This window comes from Symmachiella dynata (assembly GCF_007747995.1).
Taxonomy (GTDB): Bacteria; Planctomycetota; Planctomycetia; order Planctomycetales; family Planctomycetaceae; genus Symmachiella; species Symmachiella dynata.
The window spans coordinates 5,260,001-5,275,925 of sequence record NZ_CP036276.1; the positions used below are offsets into that span (position 1 = coordinate 5,260,001).

The following is a 15,925-nucleotide window of genomic DNA, read 5'->3' on the forward strand; positions in this document are numbered from 1 at the left end:
ACTCCGGCCAAGGTACTCGACAGCTGAGATAGGCTGAATAGATGTCAGTAAAGGCCTTTTAAAAAGATACTACACCATGGGCAATCCCCCCATCAACGTTGCCAGTCGACGTGCGAGAATCTTTGCCGGTTGTGCGGTTTGGTTGCAGAAAGAACGACGCGGTTGTCATTGAACCGTTGATTGGTGTTTCTGGCAATGTTTTCGGTTATGCTCAATACTTGAATACATCACCCTCAACCGCTGCCCAATTCGAGGTGACTCCTATGAGAACCGTTTTATCAGCCCTAGTGTTGCTCGCATTGGTCCCCGCCCTCCACGCTGCGGATGACATCACGATTCAACGCGTGCACGGGCCGGAGATTCCCGGGAAGTACAAACACCCCGCGACAATCACCGAGTTGGAGAACGGCGATTTGTACATCGCCTACTACGGCGGCGCGGGGGAGTATGAAGGGGACACGGCTGTCTACGGCACGCGGCTGGTGAAGGGGGCGACGGAGTGGACCAAGCCGGTGGTCATCGCTGACACGCCGGACCGCTCCGACGGGAACGGGGCGATCTGGCAGGGGCCGGACGGGACGGTCTGGTTATTCTACGTTACGAATTACGGCCCTACGTGGTCCTCCGCACGGGTCAAATACAAGATCTCCAAAGATGGGGCAAAGACCTGGTCCGACTCGCATCTGCTCTCCTTCGAAGAAGGAACAATGGCACGCAGCGCCCCGATTGTGCTCAATGACGGCGACTACTTATTGCCGCTGTATCACGAGACGGGTGAGGATCGTGAAGGAACGGCGCCTGATACTTGCAGTTACTTCTTGCGGTACAACCCGAAGAAAAAAACGTGGACGCCGACGAATCGCATCTATTCCCAAATCGGCAATCTGCAAGCCTCGCCGGTGCAGATTGATGATGACTATTTGATCACCTATATCCGTCGCGGCGGGCGATTTGGACCGCTCAAAGAGGGAGGCGTCGCCTATCGCAGCGAGTCGCACGATGGGGGGCGGACGTGGAGCAAAGGGGAACCGACGGAGTTTAAGAACCCTAACTCGGCGCTGGACTTCATCAAACTCAAAAACGGCCACCTGCTGATGGTGTGGAACGACAATAACGAGGGAGAACGGATGCCGCTCACCGTGGCCATTTCAACCGACAACGACAAGTCTTGGCCACACCGGCGGAACATCGTGAACATCCCGGGAGACACGACCGCCTATCCAGTTGCGATTCAAACCCGCGACGGCAAGATTCACATCGTCTATACGTCGGGCGTGCGGACGATCATTAACCATGCGGTTTTTGATGAAGCGGCGATTTTGGGACACACGGATGGGATTGCGGAGTGATCGGGGTTTGAAGAAGTGTCTGCTGTTGGTTGTTCGGCCCTCTCCCAGCGTTACAAATTGCATCTGCGAGACGGATATTGATCGAAGTATTCGGTTGGTAAAAAGTTCGGGGTGGCCGCGATAGCTCTGCCATCGGGGCGGGCACAGCCCGCAAGAAGCCGCAATTTCCGTGCTCCTGCACGAGCAGAGTCTTGTTGGCAGGGAGAGCTGAAACTGCTGCTTCTTGTGCCGTTGGCACACCGATTGCCGTTGGCAATCGCTGCCACCCTCGGTTTGAAGTGGTGTCTGCTGTGGGTTGTTTGCCCCTCACCCCGGCCCTCTCCCAGGGGGAGAGGGGGAAGTTTTCGGTGTGCATTCGCTTTGTCGCGGGGAACATTCTTCGATGGCGGTTTACCTGATTGGTACGTTGGATACTAAAGGGACGGAGACGGATTTCGTCCGGGAGCAGCTGCGCGCTTGCGGTGTGACGGAGGTGGTGGTTGTCGATGCGGGTTGTCTTGGTGAACCGCAGATTCTCGCTGACATTTCGCGTGAAACGGTTTTTGAACTTGCCGGGACTTCGTTGGCTAAGGTACGCGCTGCGGGTGACCGGGGGGCGGCGATTACGTTGGCGGCGCAGGGGGTGGCGGAGTTGATCGCGCAGCGGCACGCCACGGGGGCGGTCGATGGTGTGCTGGGGCTGGGGGGATCGGCGGGGACCACGATTGCGACTTCCGCCATGCGGCGACTGCCGGTGGGAATCCCCAAATTGATGGTCAGCACGCTGGCGTCGGGACAGGTCCGGCCGTATGTGGGGGACAAGGACATCTTGATGCTCAATGCGGTGGTCGACATCGCGGGGATCAATCGCATCAGCCGCGCCGTATTAGGTAATGCCGCGCGGGCGTTGGCGGGCATGGTGACGTTGAAGGCAGAGTCCGAAGAGCGAACCGACGACAAACCGCTGATCGCCGCCACGATGTTCGGCGTGACGACTCCCTGTATTGAACAGGCCCGCAGCGTGTTGGAAGAGGCGGGCTATGAAGTGCTCGTGTTTCATGCCACGGGGAATGGCGGTGAAGCGATGGAGTCGCTCATTGCCGAGGGCCTGATTGCCGGCGTGCTGGACATCACCACGACCGAATTGGCGGATGAGTTGGTGGGGGGCGTTCTCTCCGCCGGTCCCGACCGCCTGACCGCTGCCGGACGCGCAGGCATCCCGCAAGTCATTTCGGTGGGGGCGACCGACATGGTCAATTTTGGCCCGGTCGAGAGCATTCCGGATGAATTCGCCGATCGACAATTTTATGTGCATAACCCCACTGTGACGCTGATGCGGACCACAATCGCGGAAAACCGACTATTGGGCGAGGAGATCGCCCGCAAGGCGGCTGTGGCGACTGGGCCGGTCAAGATTCTGCTGCCGCTGCAAGGGGTCTCGGCGATTGATGCGGAGGAACAACCGTTTGACGATCCGGCGGCGCGAGCGGCGTTGTTTGAGAGCATTCATGCGCATGGCGGCGCTGTTGATGTTTTGGAGATTGACCGGCATATTAACGATGCCGAATTCGCCACAACTGCGGCGACGGCGTTGTTGGACATTTTGCGATCCCGCAAAACATCCGACCCCCCCGGCGGACCCGGGGGCTGATGGAAATTGCGAATCATTCCCCACCCGTTATCAGCCCCCGGCTTTGCCGGGGGGCATTCAATCACCACAACCCCCAAATCCCATGACCCAACACACACGCGAAACTATTCTGGAAACCCTCCGCACAAAAGTCGCCGCCGGGAAACCGATCATTGGGGGCGGCGCCGGAACTGGCATCAGTGCCAAATTGGAAGCGGCCGGTGGGATTGATCTGATCATCATTTATAATTCCGGCCGGTTTCGCATGGCAGGCCGCGGGTCGCTGGCGGGGCTGATGCCGTATGGCGATGCGAACGGGATTGTGATGGAGATGGTCCGCGAGGTGTTGCCGGTCGTGCCCGACACGCCGGTAGTGGCGGGGGTGTGCGGCACGGATCCGTTTCGGGTGATGTCGGCCTTTCTGCAAGACGTACAGCGAGCCGGTTTTGCGGGGGTGCAGAACTTCCCGACCGTGGGACTGATCGACGGTACGTTTCGAGCGAATCTCGAAGAGACGGGGATGAGTTACGGGTTGGAAGTCGACATGATCCGCCAGGCGCACGAACTGGGACTGTTGACCTCGCCTTATGCCTTCAATCCTGACGAAGCAACCGCGATGGCTACGGCGGGGGCGGATATTTTGATTCCCCATATGGGGCTGACCACCAAAGGCAGCATCGGAGCCGAAACGGCGATCACTCTGGATGAGGCCGCCCAACGGGTGCAGGAGATGCACGATGCGGCAAAGCGAATCAATCCTGAGATTCTGGTGCTGTGCCACGGCGGGCCGATCGCTGAACCAGCTGATGCGCAATATATTTTGGACAACACCGAGGGAATTGTGGGCTTTTATGGGGCCAGCAGCATGGAACGCCTGCCGGTGGAAACGGCGATTACAGAGCGGATCCGAGAATTCACGAACATCGGCATCGGTTGATGGGTTATTGCGACAATTCTGAGCCGATCCGGCTCTTGCTGGGATTGTCATCAGTGTGGTTTTTCGCCAATAATGAAGAACTCACTCACTTTGCGAATCCGATTCTCAAATTGCGAAACTAGTTTGCTTCATTTTTCATCTCCCTACTATCGTAACCGGCTGTCCCGTTGAATCATCCTTCCCGAGAATTGTTGGTCGCGATCGATGTTGGCAACAGCCGCATTAAGTTGGGACTTTTTGAGAAAAATGGCCGCGCGCGGAGCGAACGGCGGTTGCCGGAGTATCTGCGTTCGATGGCGGTCGAGGTGGATGCGGCGGTCCCCTGGCATGAGCTGGCACGCTGGACCAAGAAGATTGATGGCGAAGTGGTGGCGGTGATCTTGGGGGGCGTGAACCCCCGGGGCCGCGATAAAGTCCTCGATGGTTGGCCGGCAACCGGTTGGCCCAATCCGCAGGTGATCGACAATCCCTTTGTGTTACCGATCGAACTGCTTGTGGACTCGCCACGGACCGTTGGTGTGGATCGGTTGCTCAATGCGGTGGCCGCCAATGTGATTCGTCCCCCGGAATCGCCCATGATCATCGTCGACAGCGGGACCGCGACGACGGTGGATGTCATTTCGACAACCGGCGCCTTCGAAGGAGGGGCGATTTTGCCGGGCTTTCAACTTTGTTCGCAGGCACTGCACCAATACACAGCCTTGTTGCCTCGTATCTCGAATGACGAAATTGTCGGCGAACCGCCAGCGGCACTTGGCAAAAACACACGCGATGCGCTGCGGAGCGGTTTGTTTTGGGGACAATTGGGCGCCATTCGAGAATTGATTCGTCATCTTCGCGAAACGCTCCCTGCAGAAGCCACGATTGTCGTCACCGGTGGTGCGGGACGACTCATCGCACCGCAATTACCCGGCGCGCTACATCACCCCTATTTAGCGCTACAAGGTCTAGTGATCGTTGGCAATGACTAATTATTCGCTGGGTCCTCTTGTCAGGGTTTTAACGGAGTGATAATACGCACTTAACAACAGGCCGTCATAGTTTTCGCATCCGGTGACGACGGCAAGCCAATTGATGGTTAAATGACACTCTGAACCTTCCCTGACGGTCGACTGTCTTCACGTCAAACCGATTGAATTTATCGCTCTGTGCACCTCCGCACCGCGATTCCCTCCAACAGTCATTCCACAATGTCCCGCCTGAGAACGAAACCGATTCGGTCACGATTGGCCAATCCGGTACAAATCCAACCGAGTCTGACTCCCGTTGCGCCGCAGCGGAAACCGTTCTTTTTGGGTTGGACCGTGCTGTTTATCGCCGCTCTGGGCATGTTTGCGTCGGCGCCGGGGCAATCGTTTTCCGTGGCGACCTTTAAAGAGCCGATGGAAGCGTCGTTGAAAGTCACCGACACTGCATTTTCGGCGGCCTATCTCGTTGCAACATTGGTCTCGGGCGCCTGTTTGCCCTTTGTCGGACGATTGACGGACCGCTACGGCGCGCGACTGTTGCTGCCGATCATCGCGCTCGCCCTCGGGGGCGCTTGTCTGTGGATGTCGTCGGTCGAAAGCTTTATGGGGCTCTTCATCGGCTTTTGCTTGATCCGCCCATTGGGGCAAGGATCGTTGACTTTGGTCAGTTCCTGGCTGGTGGGGCATTGGTTCGAGAAGCGCCGTGGGATGGCGATGGGGCTGTTGGGTCTGGGTGGAACGCTGTCGGTGATGTGCATTCCGCAGATCAACCAGTACGTCACGACCGAATTCGGCTGGCGGTCGGGGTGGGTCTGCTTGGCGGTCATTGTCTGGGCGATTCTAATATTGCCCGCAATTGTGTTCGTCCGGAATCGCCCTGAAGATGTCGGATTATTGCCCGACGGCCAATTGACCAAAGAGGAGAAAACAGCTCACCCCCAACAGGATCTTGAGGAGGCAGCCACGGCAGAAATGGCCGGTGTGGAATCCGCCGTTGGTCACGATCAGACTGTCGAAGAGGCGTGGAAGCATTTGACGTTTTGGAAGCTGTTAATGCCGTTGTGTACCGGCGCATTAGTAGGGACCGGTTTGGTGTTTCATCAGGTCTCGATCTTTGCTGAAGCGGGGTTGTCGGTCACGACAGCGGTCACCACGTTGAGCATTCAGGCAGCGGCAGCCAGCTTGGGCGCGTTGTTGTTTGGCTACCTCAGCGACCGTTTTCCGGAACGGAAATTGATGGCGATGTCGATGGTCTGTTTAGCGACGGCCCAGTTGTTGTTGACTTCGCTGAACCATGTGGGACTGGCGGCAATCTACGGCATGCTGCTGGGCACGCATGGTGCGATTCTGAGAACAGCCGGGAGCGCCGTGTGGGTCAATCAATATGGTCGATTGCACCAAGGAGCGATCCGTGGAATCGTACTCACGTTTCAAATCGTAGCCAGCGCCCTGGGCCCGTTGCCATTTGCTCTTGCCAAAGATTATTGGGGAGGTTATTCCATGGCGAACTGGATGATGCTGGTGCTGCCGATTGGCTCAGCAATCGCTGTTTGGACCGCCTATCCCCCCAAACGGGTCCTGTCGGCCATCCAGCCCCCGGTGTCCACCGACGCTTAATCGCGTTGGTGCGGCTGCCGGAGTTCCAGATCCTCGCAAGCGGTCAAAACGGCAAGGAGGCTGTGAGATGGTGATTTGTGGATTGCGTCAACTGCGCTGGGTGGCTCTCTGGGCGTTTACCCTCAGCTTGTGGGCACTCCCCGCAGCGGCGGCGGATTTCTCGGCGATTCCCCGCCCGGCCAAAAATGATCACACCGCGGCATCCTTGCGGAACTATCAAGCCGCCCTGCTCGCCCCCTACGGCGGTGATTACCGTAAGCTGCCGTTGGCGGTGAAAGCCGCGCATTTTGAGTGGGAGATCCAAAATTACTTCACCTCCCCTTGGCAGCAGGTGCATTACAAAATCACGCTGCGGGACAAGGTGGGCCGTCCGCCCAAAATGGGTTTGGGAGCGGATACGTCGACTTGGAATGGCGCTTTATTGGCGGCGTTGAGTTACAAGTACGCCGTCACCAAAGACCGCCAGACGCTGCAGCACATTTCGAGCCTCTTGCGCGGTCTGCACTTTTTTCAACAGGTGACCGAATATCCCGGACTTGTCGCTCGCTCGGTTTTGCAATCCGAGGAGCCGATCCACAAAAACATATACAAGTACACCGACGACGACGGCACGGTTTATCATTTCCGGAGTGATCCCGCGAAGGGAACCTATAACCAACTCGTTGGCGGTTACGCAACGCTGATGCTGTTGGTCTATCACGATTTGCCGGCGGCCGATCAAAAACTAGCGCTCGATGATCTAACGGCCGCTGTCGTGCATTTGTTGGAACACGATTATCGCCTCACCGACAAGGACGGCAAACCGACTCCCTACGGCGATATGACTCCCGTGATCGGCCCGCAAGGTGTGCCATTCAATGCACAGGTCGCCTACATGATTGTGGCGACCGGCATGCATTTTGTGCCGCAGGATCACCCGCGACGTCAAAAGATCGAGCGCGCCTTCAAACGCCTCCGCAGCAAACATCACGTCTACTACTCCGCGCCGCTGAAGAGTTTTATCCTGCCGCAAAAAATCGGCGGAAGTGTGTTGGTCAAAGGGATGAACGATCGAAATCATGTCACCAATGCAGCCTACGTGAGTTTGATGCTCGATCTGCATCAATCGGCCCGCGATCAGACCGAAATGGACGGCACGTTTTTATTCCGCATGGGCCGAACGATGTTTCACAGTCTGCGACGAATCGAAAACGAGCACAACAGCCTGTGCAACTTCATGTGGTGCGGACTGCTGAGCCATCCGGTCGTTTTTCAGAAAATCATCCAACCTGAGGAACAACAGCGAACCGGAGCGCAACTGAATTATTTGCTGTACACCGGCATCGAACAATTACGACGATTCCGCCTCGACCGTTTCAGCACCCCAGGCGAGGTCGAGACCGTTGACTACCCGGTCTGGGTTGATGAGTCCAAGCCGAATAGCGGATATGCCTGGAAGAACAATCCTCACTCCGCATGGCGGAGCAATGGCCCTGCGATTAACCAAGCAACGTGCAGTATCGATTATTTGCATGCCTATTGGCTGATGCGGTACTACCGCTTGGATGAACTCGTCCAAGCGCGGCAGTGGCATGGCGAGGTGCTGGGGAAATAACGGCTGTTCAGAGTTCCATCGGCCACGAGATACCGGCCGAGATACCGCCGTCGACGTAGAGTGTTTGGCCCGTCATGAACGCTGAGGCTTGGGACGCCAGGAAGATGGCGGTCCCGACCATATCCTCAACTTCGGCCATCCGTTCCAGCGGCGTGTTCTCCTTGCCCCACTTGAGCATTTTAGGATCGGACCACAGTTTGCGGGTCAGGTCGGTGAGTGTAAAACCCGGGGCGAGGGAATTGACGCGGATGCCGTAGCGGCCCCATTCCAGCGCCAAGCCCCGTGTCATCATTTTCATGCCCGCCTTGCTCATCGCATAAGGCAACACGCCTTTGAGGGGGGCATAGGTGTTGAGCGAATCGATATTGATCTGCGTGCCGCTATGCTGTTCGATCATCCGCTTGCCGACCTCCTGCGACATCAAAAATGCCCCTTTGAGGTTCACATCGATAATCGTGTCGTATTCCTCAACGGTGAATTTCTCGGCCGCCTGCCGCTTATTCACGCCGGCAACGTTGATCAGCGTATCGATGCGGCCAAACTCGGCCAGAACCGTGTCGACACAACAGCGGATTTCGTCGACGTTGAGAACATCGCACACGATGGGTGTCACCAAGTTGCCGTGTTGGGAAAGTTCCTCAGCGGCCGCCGACAGAGTCGCTTCATCGCGTCCAGTGATGATCACCTGAGCCCCACGTGTGGCGAATCCGCGGGCTAATTCAAAACCGATCCCCCGACTGCCACCGGAGACGAGTGCGACTTGTTCAGCCACGGAAAATAGTTTGTCTGTCATGATATCGTTGAACTCTGAGCAATGTCTTGATTGGGAAACGATTAGCGAGCGATTGGTCAGGATAACATACATCGTCGATGAGCGCTAGCATCCCCACGAAAAAGGGGCCGCTGACGGCTTGTCCGCCAGTGCAGAACGTGTGACTGGCAATACACTGCTGGGCAAGCCAGCAGTGGCACCCGACTCTCGGACTGTTAGAGACATGCCGCGCAAACGTGGGAAAAATGCCTGTGTGAATTCCTGATTTCGATAATCCGGCTGTGGAACGAAAACCGCTAGTGTATTCATGTGACCTGCTGGCCTAGAATGACCCGCAACGCCAACCCACGGAGCACCGTCATGGACTTTCCCTACTATCCCATCAACGATTTCGGTCCCGCCATGAAGGGATTGGTGATTGGATCGTTGGGGATTTTTCATGTCTTCCTCGCGCAGTTTGCCATCGGCGGGGGAATGTTGATGTGCTATTTCCAATGGCTATCACAAACCGGCCGCTGCGCGCCGGCGCGGCAATTTGTCGACGGGTTTTTTCGGTTTCTGGTGTTGGTCAGCTTCATCATGGGAGCCGTCACCGGGGTGGGGATGTGGTTCACCTCGATCCAAATCAGTCCCCGCACGATTGGCATGATGGTGGATGAATTCCATTGGATCTGGGCGGTGGAATGGACATTCTTCTGTCTCGAAATCGTCGCCGGTTATTGCTTTTATCGCTACGGAACCCGTTTGGATGATTCCGCACGGATGACGCTTTTGGTGCTGTATGCCGTCGCCGCCTGGGGCAGTCTGTTTTGGATCAACGGTATTTTATCGTGGCAATTGACGCCCGGCATCTGGCTAGAGACGCATACGATCCAGGATGGATTTTTTAATCCCAGTTTTTGGCCCTCGCTGCTGTACCGCACACTGGTTTCGATGGCCATCGCCGCGTTGGTGGCCTGCGTTGTGATCAATGTGATGCCGGGATTGGACCGGCCAACGCGGAGCGTGTTGATCAATCATGCGGCACATTTTCTGCTGCCGATGGTTTTTATGCCCGTGTTGGGTGTGTGGTATTTGATGAGTTGGCCGGAGGACAGCCGCGCTTGGGTCACCGGAGGAAGTCCCGCCATGTCGATGTTCCTGGCGATCGGCGTCGGGTCGTCGCTGTTGGTGGGGGCCTATGCGACGATTGGAATTTGGTGGGGCAAACTTTATATCAACGGCGCGACCGCCACCTTACTGTGCGCCTTGGCAATGGCGGCCACGGCGGGAGGAGAGTTTGTGCGCGAAGGAGCGCGCAAGCCGTATACCGTGCGTGAGGTGCTGTATTCCAACTCGATCCTGCCGTCGGAAGTCGCCCGCTTACGGCAAAGCGGTTCGGTCACCAATGATCCCTTTCCACTGCAGAATGCTGCCGACTATCCAACACAGCAACTGCAATTGGGGGCAAAGGTGTTTCGGTTTCAATGCAGCATCTGCCATACGATGCAGGGTGTGAACGGACTGGTGGAATTGACGGGGCATTGGTCCGATGACCAGCGACGGTTGATGATCGCGCAATTGCAACACACCAAACCCTTCATGCCCCCCTTCTCCGGGTCGGCAGTGGAACTGGAATCGCTGGTGCAATTGATCGGTTGGGAAACGGCTGGACGGCCGGAGGGAGCGACGGAGGCGTCGTTGGATCCGGAGATTTTAGAGCGGATTCAAACGTGGCTGGATGAAGCGGGCACCGCACAAGGTTCTAGGAATCCCCAGAAATAAACAAAGAGGCCCCCATGCAGTCCGTGTTTCCGATCGGTTTACCGTGGCCCACGTTGATGTACCTGTTTTTGTACATCGTCACGCTGATCATCCATGTCGTATTCATGAACTACGTGCTGGCCGGGACGTGGTATTTGGTTTCGATGAGTCTGTTTGAACGGCGAAAACCCGATCAAACCCCCTCGCTAGTAGCCGGCACATTGCGAGAATGGCTGCCGTTTATGCTGAGTGCGGCGATTACGGCTGGCATCGCGCCGCTGTTGTTCGTGCAGATTCTGTATAAACGCAATTTTTACACAGCCAATCTGCTTGCCTTTCATCGCTGGATGGCGATTCTGCCGGTGCTGATTGCCGCGTTTTATCTGCTGTACATCTGGAAAGCGAAACGTGTGCAGGCCTGGCCGCGATATTTCACGTTTCCGCTCGGTTTATTGACCTTTGCCGGGTTTGCGTTTATCGCCTGGTCCTGGACGGAAAACCATTTGCTCAGTATCAACGCCGGGGCCTGGGCCGAGCATTATGCTGCCGGCAATTGGATGTACAAATCCCGTGAGGTCTTGCCACGATTGGCCGTCTGGTTTGCCGGCAGTTTTCCTACGCTGGCGCTCGTGTTGGGTTGGCAACTGTGGTATTTGCAGCGTGATGTTCCAGACCACGAAACGGTCGGCCGTCACCGGATGTCGATGTTGGCCTTAGCGGGGTTGGTAACTTCAGCAGTCGCCGCCGCACTCTATGCAGTGGCGATTCCCCCGGAGGTCCGCGAGGCAATCACCGGCTACATGGGGTGGCCGTACGTGTTTCTCGCCGGCAGCGGCTGGGGCGTGCAATTCGCTTCTTGGTTACAAGTCCGCCGTTCCGCACGGTTGGAGAAAATCTGGCTGGCGACCGCTTCGGTAGGACTGTTGATGACACTTACGGGCGCCGCCATGATTCGCGAGATCATTCGCTGGTTCCGTATGGACGAGAAAGTCCTCTTTCCGCTGCACAAACAGGCAGCCGAGGTGGGGGGACTTTCGATCTTTCTGCTGTTCTTCGTCGTCAATGCGGCGTTGTGTGTCTATTGTGTCCTCCGCGTGAGACGTGGCTTGCGACGCGAGAGTTAATTAGACCGGCCGACAGAGGAAGGCGCCCCTCATCTGGGAATCAACAACTGACGCGGTTGATTCCCGCTACAATTTTCGCAATGCTACGGCTAATATTTCCCATTCTTCAGCGAATCATCTCCACTAGGATTCATTGGTGGACCAATAAGCGAATACAACCATGAGTACCAACGACAACGTGGAAGATGTCCTGTACGAAGAACATCCGGCGATGTTTCGCAATCGACCGGTCTATTTTGTCTTCTGCTGCCTGCTGATCGCCGCATTCGGCATCGGGCTGGTGATGCTGCTGATCTGGTATTTCCAGTCGATTGGCACGACCTTGATCATCACCGAGGAACGCACGACCCTGCGGCGGGGCGTCTTCTCCAAGTACACCAATGAAGTCACGCACGATAATGTCCGCAACGTGCAGATCGCGCAGACGTTTTTGCAGCGGATCATGGGTGTAGGGAACGTGGGGATTTCCAGTGCGGGGCAATCGGGCGTAGAAATTTTCGTACGCGGCATCCCCGATCCGGAACGTGTGCGGGAGATCATCCACAACGGCTCCCGCGGCGAGTACGAACCGGACTGATTACGTCCCCGCGCTGCCGGTCAGGTCCACGCACAACAAGTAATACTCGCCGCCATGCGCTTTGTCTTCGCAGCGGATGTACAGCCGTTTGCGGGAGAGCACCGGGCCGGTCCAACTGGGGTATTTCATTTCCGGGTACTTCACGCGGCTGGTTTGCGAGAACTTTTCCGGATCGACCGGAACAAGCGCCAAAGCTCCGCGTTCGCCCAGCACGATCAGGTTGCCCTGGGCCATGATGGCCGAACCGCGGCCGTACCATTTTGGCTCGATGGAACTGGCCCCGTCGCGGGGATTGACCAATTCGGCACCTTCCTCTTCGTCGGTCATCCATTTGACTTCGCCGGTGGCCCAGTCGATGCAGCGCATCGAGGAGGGAACCTCATGCCGGCCGCTGAACCCGTATAAATAGCCGTCGTGGTAGACTGGCGTCGTCCAATGCGCTCGCATGCTGTCTTTGTTTTTCCACACTTCTTCGACCGATTGGCCGTCGGCACCGACTTGTAGAAGGACCGAGCCTACTCCATAAGCGGCGGAGAGAAAAATTTGGTCATCAACCACAATCGGCATGGCGGCGTTCACGGAATCGTGGATTCGCGAACGGAAATAATAGGCGAAGTTGATCTTGCCGGTTTGCGGATCCAGCGAAACCAAACCGGGCCGCATCAAAGCGAGCAGGTGACGTTTCCCCTGGATTTCGCGGACCACCAATGAGGAGTAGCTGGCGAGTTTGGGATCGTCCGCTCCCGGCTTGCCCTTCATGTCCCAGGCATCGGTTCCCACGTTTTCCCAAACGATATCGCCGGTGATGGCATCGAAGGCGACGACCCCTGCATTGGGCTGCCCGCCAACCATCACGATTAGCAGATTGCCTTCCAGTATGGGGGTACTCCCGACTCCGAAAAAGGCTTGGGGAATATCGAAATCTTCATTCGTGTCCCGCGTCCATAAGACTTCGCCATCTTCAAGTTTTAAGCAACTCAACCGGCCGTTGGACCCGAAGGTAAAAACTCTGTCCTGAGTGACCAATGGAGTGCAGCGTGGACCGTTGCTGTAGCCGTAGGGATCGCGAAAATCAGTGGGAAAGGTTTCCCGCCACAACCATTTTTTTTCATCGGCGGTATAACATTCGATGACGTCCTCGTTCCCCTGGCGGTGAAAGAGGACGAGATGATTGCCCATGATCGAGGGAGCGGCATACCCGCTGCCGACGCGCATCTTCCAGAGAACGGGCGGACCGTCAGCGGGCCATTCGTCGAGCAGTCCGGTCTCTTGGGAGATCGAATCGGAGTGCAAACCGAGAAATTGCGGCCAATCCTCGCCGCTGCGCTCGGTTTCGGGCGAGCTCCCGGCGACGTACGGCTCGCGCGGCCCCAAGACGATGGACTCGCGTTTTTTGGGTTTCTTGGTATCAGTTTTTGCCTTGGCCGCCTTGTCAGCTGCGGTTTTCTCCACAGTCGCGACTTCTGTATCCCCATCATCGCCACCACATCCGAGGAGGGATGTTGCGAGAAACAGGCCCAGGAGGGCAACAGTCAAGGAATTCCGATACGTTTTTGCAGTCATGTTGTCTTCCTGTGATTGCCGGCGAGAGTCGTCCTTGGCTATTACGAAATTAATTGCTGGCCTGCCTGAAATATTTTCCGGTCGACCGGGTATCCCGTTTAATTCACCCCTGGTCCGTGCAAAGTCCCCCGCGTCACCTCGAAGCAGACAAATCGGCTTTCGCACTTCGAAATAAAAACCTGATCGCCCTGATTGAACCCAGTCATTGCCCGATTTGCAAGGGGAGAGCGCAACCTGATTCGGGTGGCTAGAGAGGGCGGTATGCCGTACGCCACGAACAGCACTGGAGATCACGACACACAAAGACCATGTTGCGACTCAGGGCACGAAATTCCACTCGGGTGCGGTTTCTCTCCGAAGGACTGGATGCCTCAGCATGGCATTCATGATAATCGTTCCAACCCACCTAATCGTGCCTCCGGGATTCATACCAAGCCCGGTGGACCCGGAACACGGCTCGGGGCAGCTGAGGTCCTGGAATCACCACACAATCCGCGAATCCTGCAGGAATGCGCTTAGGGGTTCTCCTTGACCAGGCTGGTCAACGACGAATCTGACACCAGCGCTCAAACGAATGACGGAAACTACTAGTGGACTCATGAGTGCCTGTTTTCACGGGACCCAGGAGTTCATTTTGACAGCGCGGGAAATGATAGGTCTATAAAAACTGTCATTGCTCCCTCGATATTACTCAGCTGTCATCGTCATTTGCAGGTTTCTCACCATGGGCACTCAGCTTAAACGTCTTAGTTGGATATTCGCGATACAGGTCGCATGTGTCGGGCTAGGATTCTGGGTTCAGTACCAGTTTTTGCGATCGTTTTCCCAGCGATCCGCCAGCCAAGTCGCGTGGGATGAGATTACCTCTGTCAGCTCTGAAATTGTCGCCACAACGCGTGCATCTCAAGCCGAGGCCGTCGATGTTTCGCAGTTATTGAGCCAAGTCCGTTCAGCGGTTCCCGAACAACCTTGGCAAGCCACGTTGGTGGATGCGGATTGGCGGATTGTCGATCGCGCATCAAAGCACGAGGCCTCGCTCCGACCGGGAACAACGATTTCTTGGCAGCCTGCTCGCCTGCCGCAACCGGAAACGAATGTTGGCCCAATTCCAGGAATCGCAGCCTTTCCGGACGGTCTGCACGCCGCTTCGGTATTCAAACTTTCTGATTCCCCTGAGACAGTCCTGATCCATGTCCCGTTGACAGCCGTCAACATGACAACCGCTGAGGCTTTCAAGACCACGCCCATGGCAATGTCGCTGGCGCTGCTGTGGACGTGTACATCGCTGGGAATTTGCACCTATATGATTGGGTCGCGCATCGGCGACGCGATTGAGAAGTCACAACTGAACGCCGAGACCGAGACTCTGCAAAAATCGCAGTCATTGTTGCGCACACAAGATGCGGTGATCTTTGGATTGGCGAATTTGGCCGAATCACGCGATCCAGAAACTGGCGAACACCTGCAGCGTATTGCGTTGTACGCAACGGCGTTGGCCCGATCCCTGCGCAACAATCCAAAATTCCGCGATGTTGTCGACGAAGAATTTGTTCGCCTGATTGGAACAGGTTCGGCGCTGCATGACATTGGGAAGGTGGGCATTGAAGATGCGATTCTTCGCAAACCGGGGCGTCTGAGCCTCGACGAACGCAAAGAAATTCAAAGGCATTCCCTCATTGGTTCGGAATGTTTGCTCAAAATCGAACGACGGTTGGGTGCGTCTAATTTCCTACAAATGGCCCGTGAAATCGCTCATTCGCATCACGAGTGGTGGAACGGCAGCGGATACCCCGACAATCTCATCGGAAACGAGATCCCCATCGCCGCCAGAATTGTCGCCATCGCCGACGTTTATGATGCGTTGGCCACCCGCCGGGTGTATAAGCCCGACTTGCCGCACATCGCCTGCGTAGGATTCATTGAGAGGGGTCGCGGAACACAATTCGATCCGGATTTAGTCGATGCATTTTTGGAAGTCGAACAATAATTCCGCCGCATCGCCGAACAATACTCCGACATCATCCGCCCCGGCGCGGAGGGCGACGCCTCCTCCACCGCGTACAGAGAACATG

General features: G+C 56.5%; 12 protein-coding genes. 10 read left to right on the top strand and 2 right to left on the bottom strand.

What is annotated here, in order from left to right:
• Positions 1 to 263 precede the first annotated feature (263 nt).
• The 6 genes from Mal52_RS19925 (at position 264) to Mal52_RS19950 (ending at position 8,074) form a co-directional block, all read left to right on the top strand.
• Positions 264 to 1,349, top strand: coding sequence for a sialidase family protein (locus Mal52_RS19925; protein WP_145378274.1), 1,086 nt, complete (start codon positions 264 to 266; stop codon positions 1,347 to 1,349).
• Positions 1,350 to 1,731: 382 nt separating this feature from the next.
• Complete coding sequence (locus Mal52_RS19930; protein ID WP_145378275.1) at positions 1,732 to 2,979, top strand: Tm-1-like ATP-binding domain-containing protein; 1,248 nt, start codon at positions 1,732 to 1,734, stop codon at positions 2,977 to 2,979.
• A gap of 82 nt (positions 2,980 to 3,061) precedes the next feature.
• Entirely contained in the window at positions 3,062 to 3,895 is an 834-nt protein-coding gene (locus Mal52_RS19935; protein WP_145378276.1) for a phosphoenolpyruvate hydrolase family protein, read from the top strand.
• Between the two features lie 167 nt (positions 3,896 to 4,062).
• Positions 4,063 to 4,866: a type III pantothenate kinase gene (locus Mal52_RS19940; protein ID WP_145378277.1), complete on the top strand. Its 804-nt coding sequence runs from the start codon at positions 4,063 to 4,065 to the stop codon at positions 4,864 to 4,866.
• Between the two features lie 219 nt (positions 4,867 to 5,085).
• Positions 5,086 to 6,480: an MFS transporter gene (locus tag Mal52_RS19945; protein WP_145378278.1), complete on the top strand. Its 1,395-nt coding sequence runs from the start codon at positions 5,086 to 5,088 to the stop codon at positions 6,478 to 6,480.
• A 67-nt stretch (positions 6,481 to 6,547) separates the two neighbouring features.
• On the top strand, positions 6,548 to 8,074 hold the full coding sequence (locus Mal52_RS19950) for a hypothetical protein (RefSeq protein ID WP_145378279.1): 1,527 nt from the start codon (positions 6,548 to 6,550) through the stop codon (positions 8,072 to 8,074).
• A gap of 7 nt (positions 8,075 to 8,081) precedes the next feature.
• Here the strand turns inward: Mal52_RS19950 and Mal52_RS19955 are convergent, their stop codons facing one another.
• Positions 8,082 to 8,867, bottom strand: a complete 786-nt coding sequence (locus tag Mal52_RS19955) for an SDR family NAD(P)-dependent oxidoreductase (protein WP_197533330.1) — start codon at positions 8,865 to 8,867, stop codon at positions 8,082 to 8,084.
• A gap of 339 nt (positions 8,868 to 9,206) precedes the next feature.
• Here Mal52_RS19955 and Mal52_RS19960 point away from each other — a divergent pair, with 339 nt between their 5' ends.
• The 3 genes from Mal52_RS19960 to Mal52_RS19970 all read left to right on the top strand — a co-directional run bounded on the left by Mal52_RS19960 (position 9,207) and on the right by Mal52_RS19970 (position 12,290).
• Entirely contained in the window at positions 9,207 to 10,610 is a 1,404-nt protein-coding gene (locus tag Mal52_RS19960) for a cytochrome c (protein WP_145378281.1), read from the top strand.
• A gap of 14 nt (positions 10,611 to 10,624) precedes the next feature.
• Entirely contained in the window at positions 10,625 to 11,713 is a 1,089-nt protein-coding gene (locus Mal52_RS19965) for a hypothetical protein (protein WP_145378282.1), read from the top strand.
• 160 nt (positions 11,714 to 11,873) lie between these two features.
• Positions 11,874 to 12,290: a PH domain-containing protein gene (locus Mal52_RS19970; protein ID WP_145378283.1), complete on the top strand. Its 417-nt coding sequence runs from the start codon at positions 11,874 to 11,876 to the stop codon at positions 12,288 to 12,290.
• Here Mal52_RS19970 and Mal52_RS19975 read toward each other — a convergent pair whose 3' ends face one another.
• Complete coding sequence (locus Mal52_RS19975) at positions 12,291 to 13,853, bottom strand: outer membrane protein assembly factor BamB family protein (RefSeq protein WP_145378284.1); 1,563 nt, start codon at positions 13,851 to 13,853, stop codon at positions 12,291 to 12,293.
• Positions 13,854 to 14,664: 811 nt separating this feature from the next.
• Here Mal52_RS19975 and Mal52_RS19980 point away from each other — a divergent pair.
• Positions 14,665 to 15,840, top strand: a complete 1,176-nt coding sequence (locus Mal52_RS19980; protein ID WP_197534349.1) for an HD-GYP domain-containing protein — start codon at positions 14,665 to 14,667, stop codon at positions 15,838 to 15,840.
• Positions 15,841 to 15,925: the final 85 nt, after the last annotated feature.

Excerpts from the sequence above, each read along its gene's own strand:
- Mal52_RS19945 (WP_145378278.1), top strand. The coding sequence starts at position 5,086 with ATGTCCCGCCTGAGAACGAAACCGATTCGGTCACGATTGGCCAATCCG.
- Mal52_RS19925 (WP_145378274.1), top strand. The coding sequence starts at position 264 with ATGAGAACCGTTTTATCAGCCCTAGTGTTGCTCGCATTGGTCCCCGCC.
- Mal52_RS19965 (WP_145378282.1), top strand. The coding sequence starts at position 10,625 with ATGCAGTCCGTGTTTCCGATCGGTTTACCGTGGCCCACGTTGATGTAC.
- Mal52_RS19975 (WP_145378284.1), bottom strand. The coding sequence starts at position 13,853 with ATGACTGCAAAAACGTATCGGAATTCCTTGACTGTTGCCCTCCTGGGC.
- Mal52_RS19930 (WP_145378275.1), top strand. The coding sequence starts at position 1,732 with ATGGCGGTTTACCTGATTGGTACGTTGGATACTAAAGGGACGGAGACG.
- Mal52_RS19970 (WP_145378283.1), top strand. The coding sequence starts at position 11,874 with ATGAGTACCAACGACAACGTGGAAGATGTCCTGTACGAAGAACATCCG.
- Mal52_RS19950 (WP_145378279.1), top strand. The coding sequence starts at position 6,548 with ATGGTGATTTGTGGATTGCGTCAACTGCGCTGGGTGGCTCTCTGGGCG.
- Mal52_RS19955 (WP_197533330.1), bottom strand. The coding sequence starts at position 8,867 with ATGACAGACAAACTATTTTCCGTGGCTGAACAAGTCGCACTCGTCTCC.
- Mal52_RS19960 (WP_145378281.1), top strand. The coding sequence starts at position 9,207 with ATGGACTTTCCCTACTATCCCATCAACGATTTCGGTCCCGCCATGAAG.
- Mal52_RS19935 (WP_145378276.1), top strand. The coding sequence starts at position 3,062 with ATGACCCAACACACACGCGAAACTATTCTGGAAACCCTCCGCACAAAA.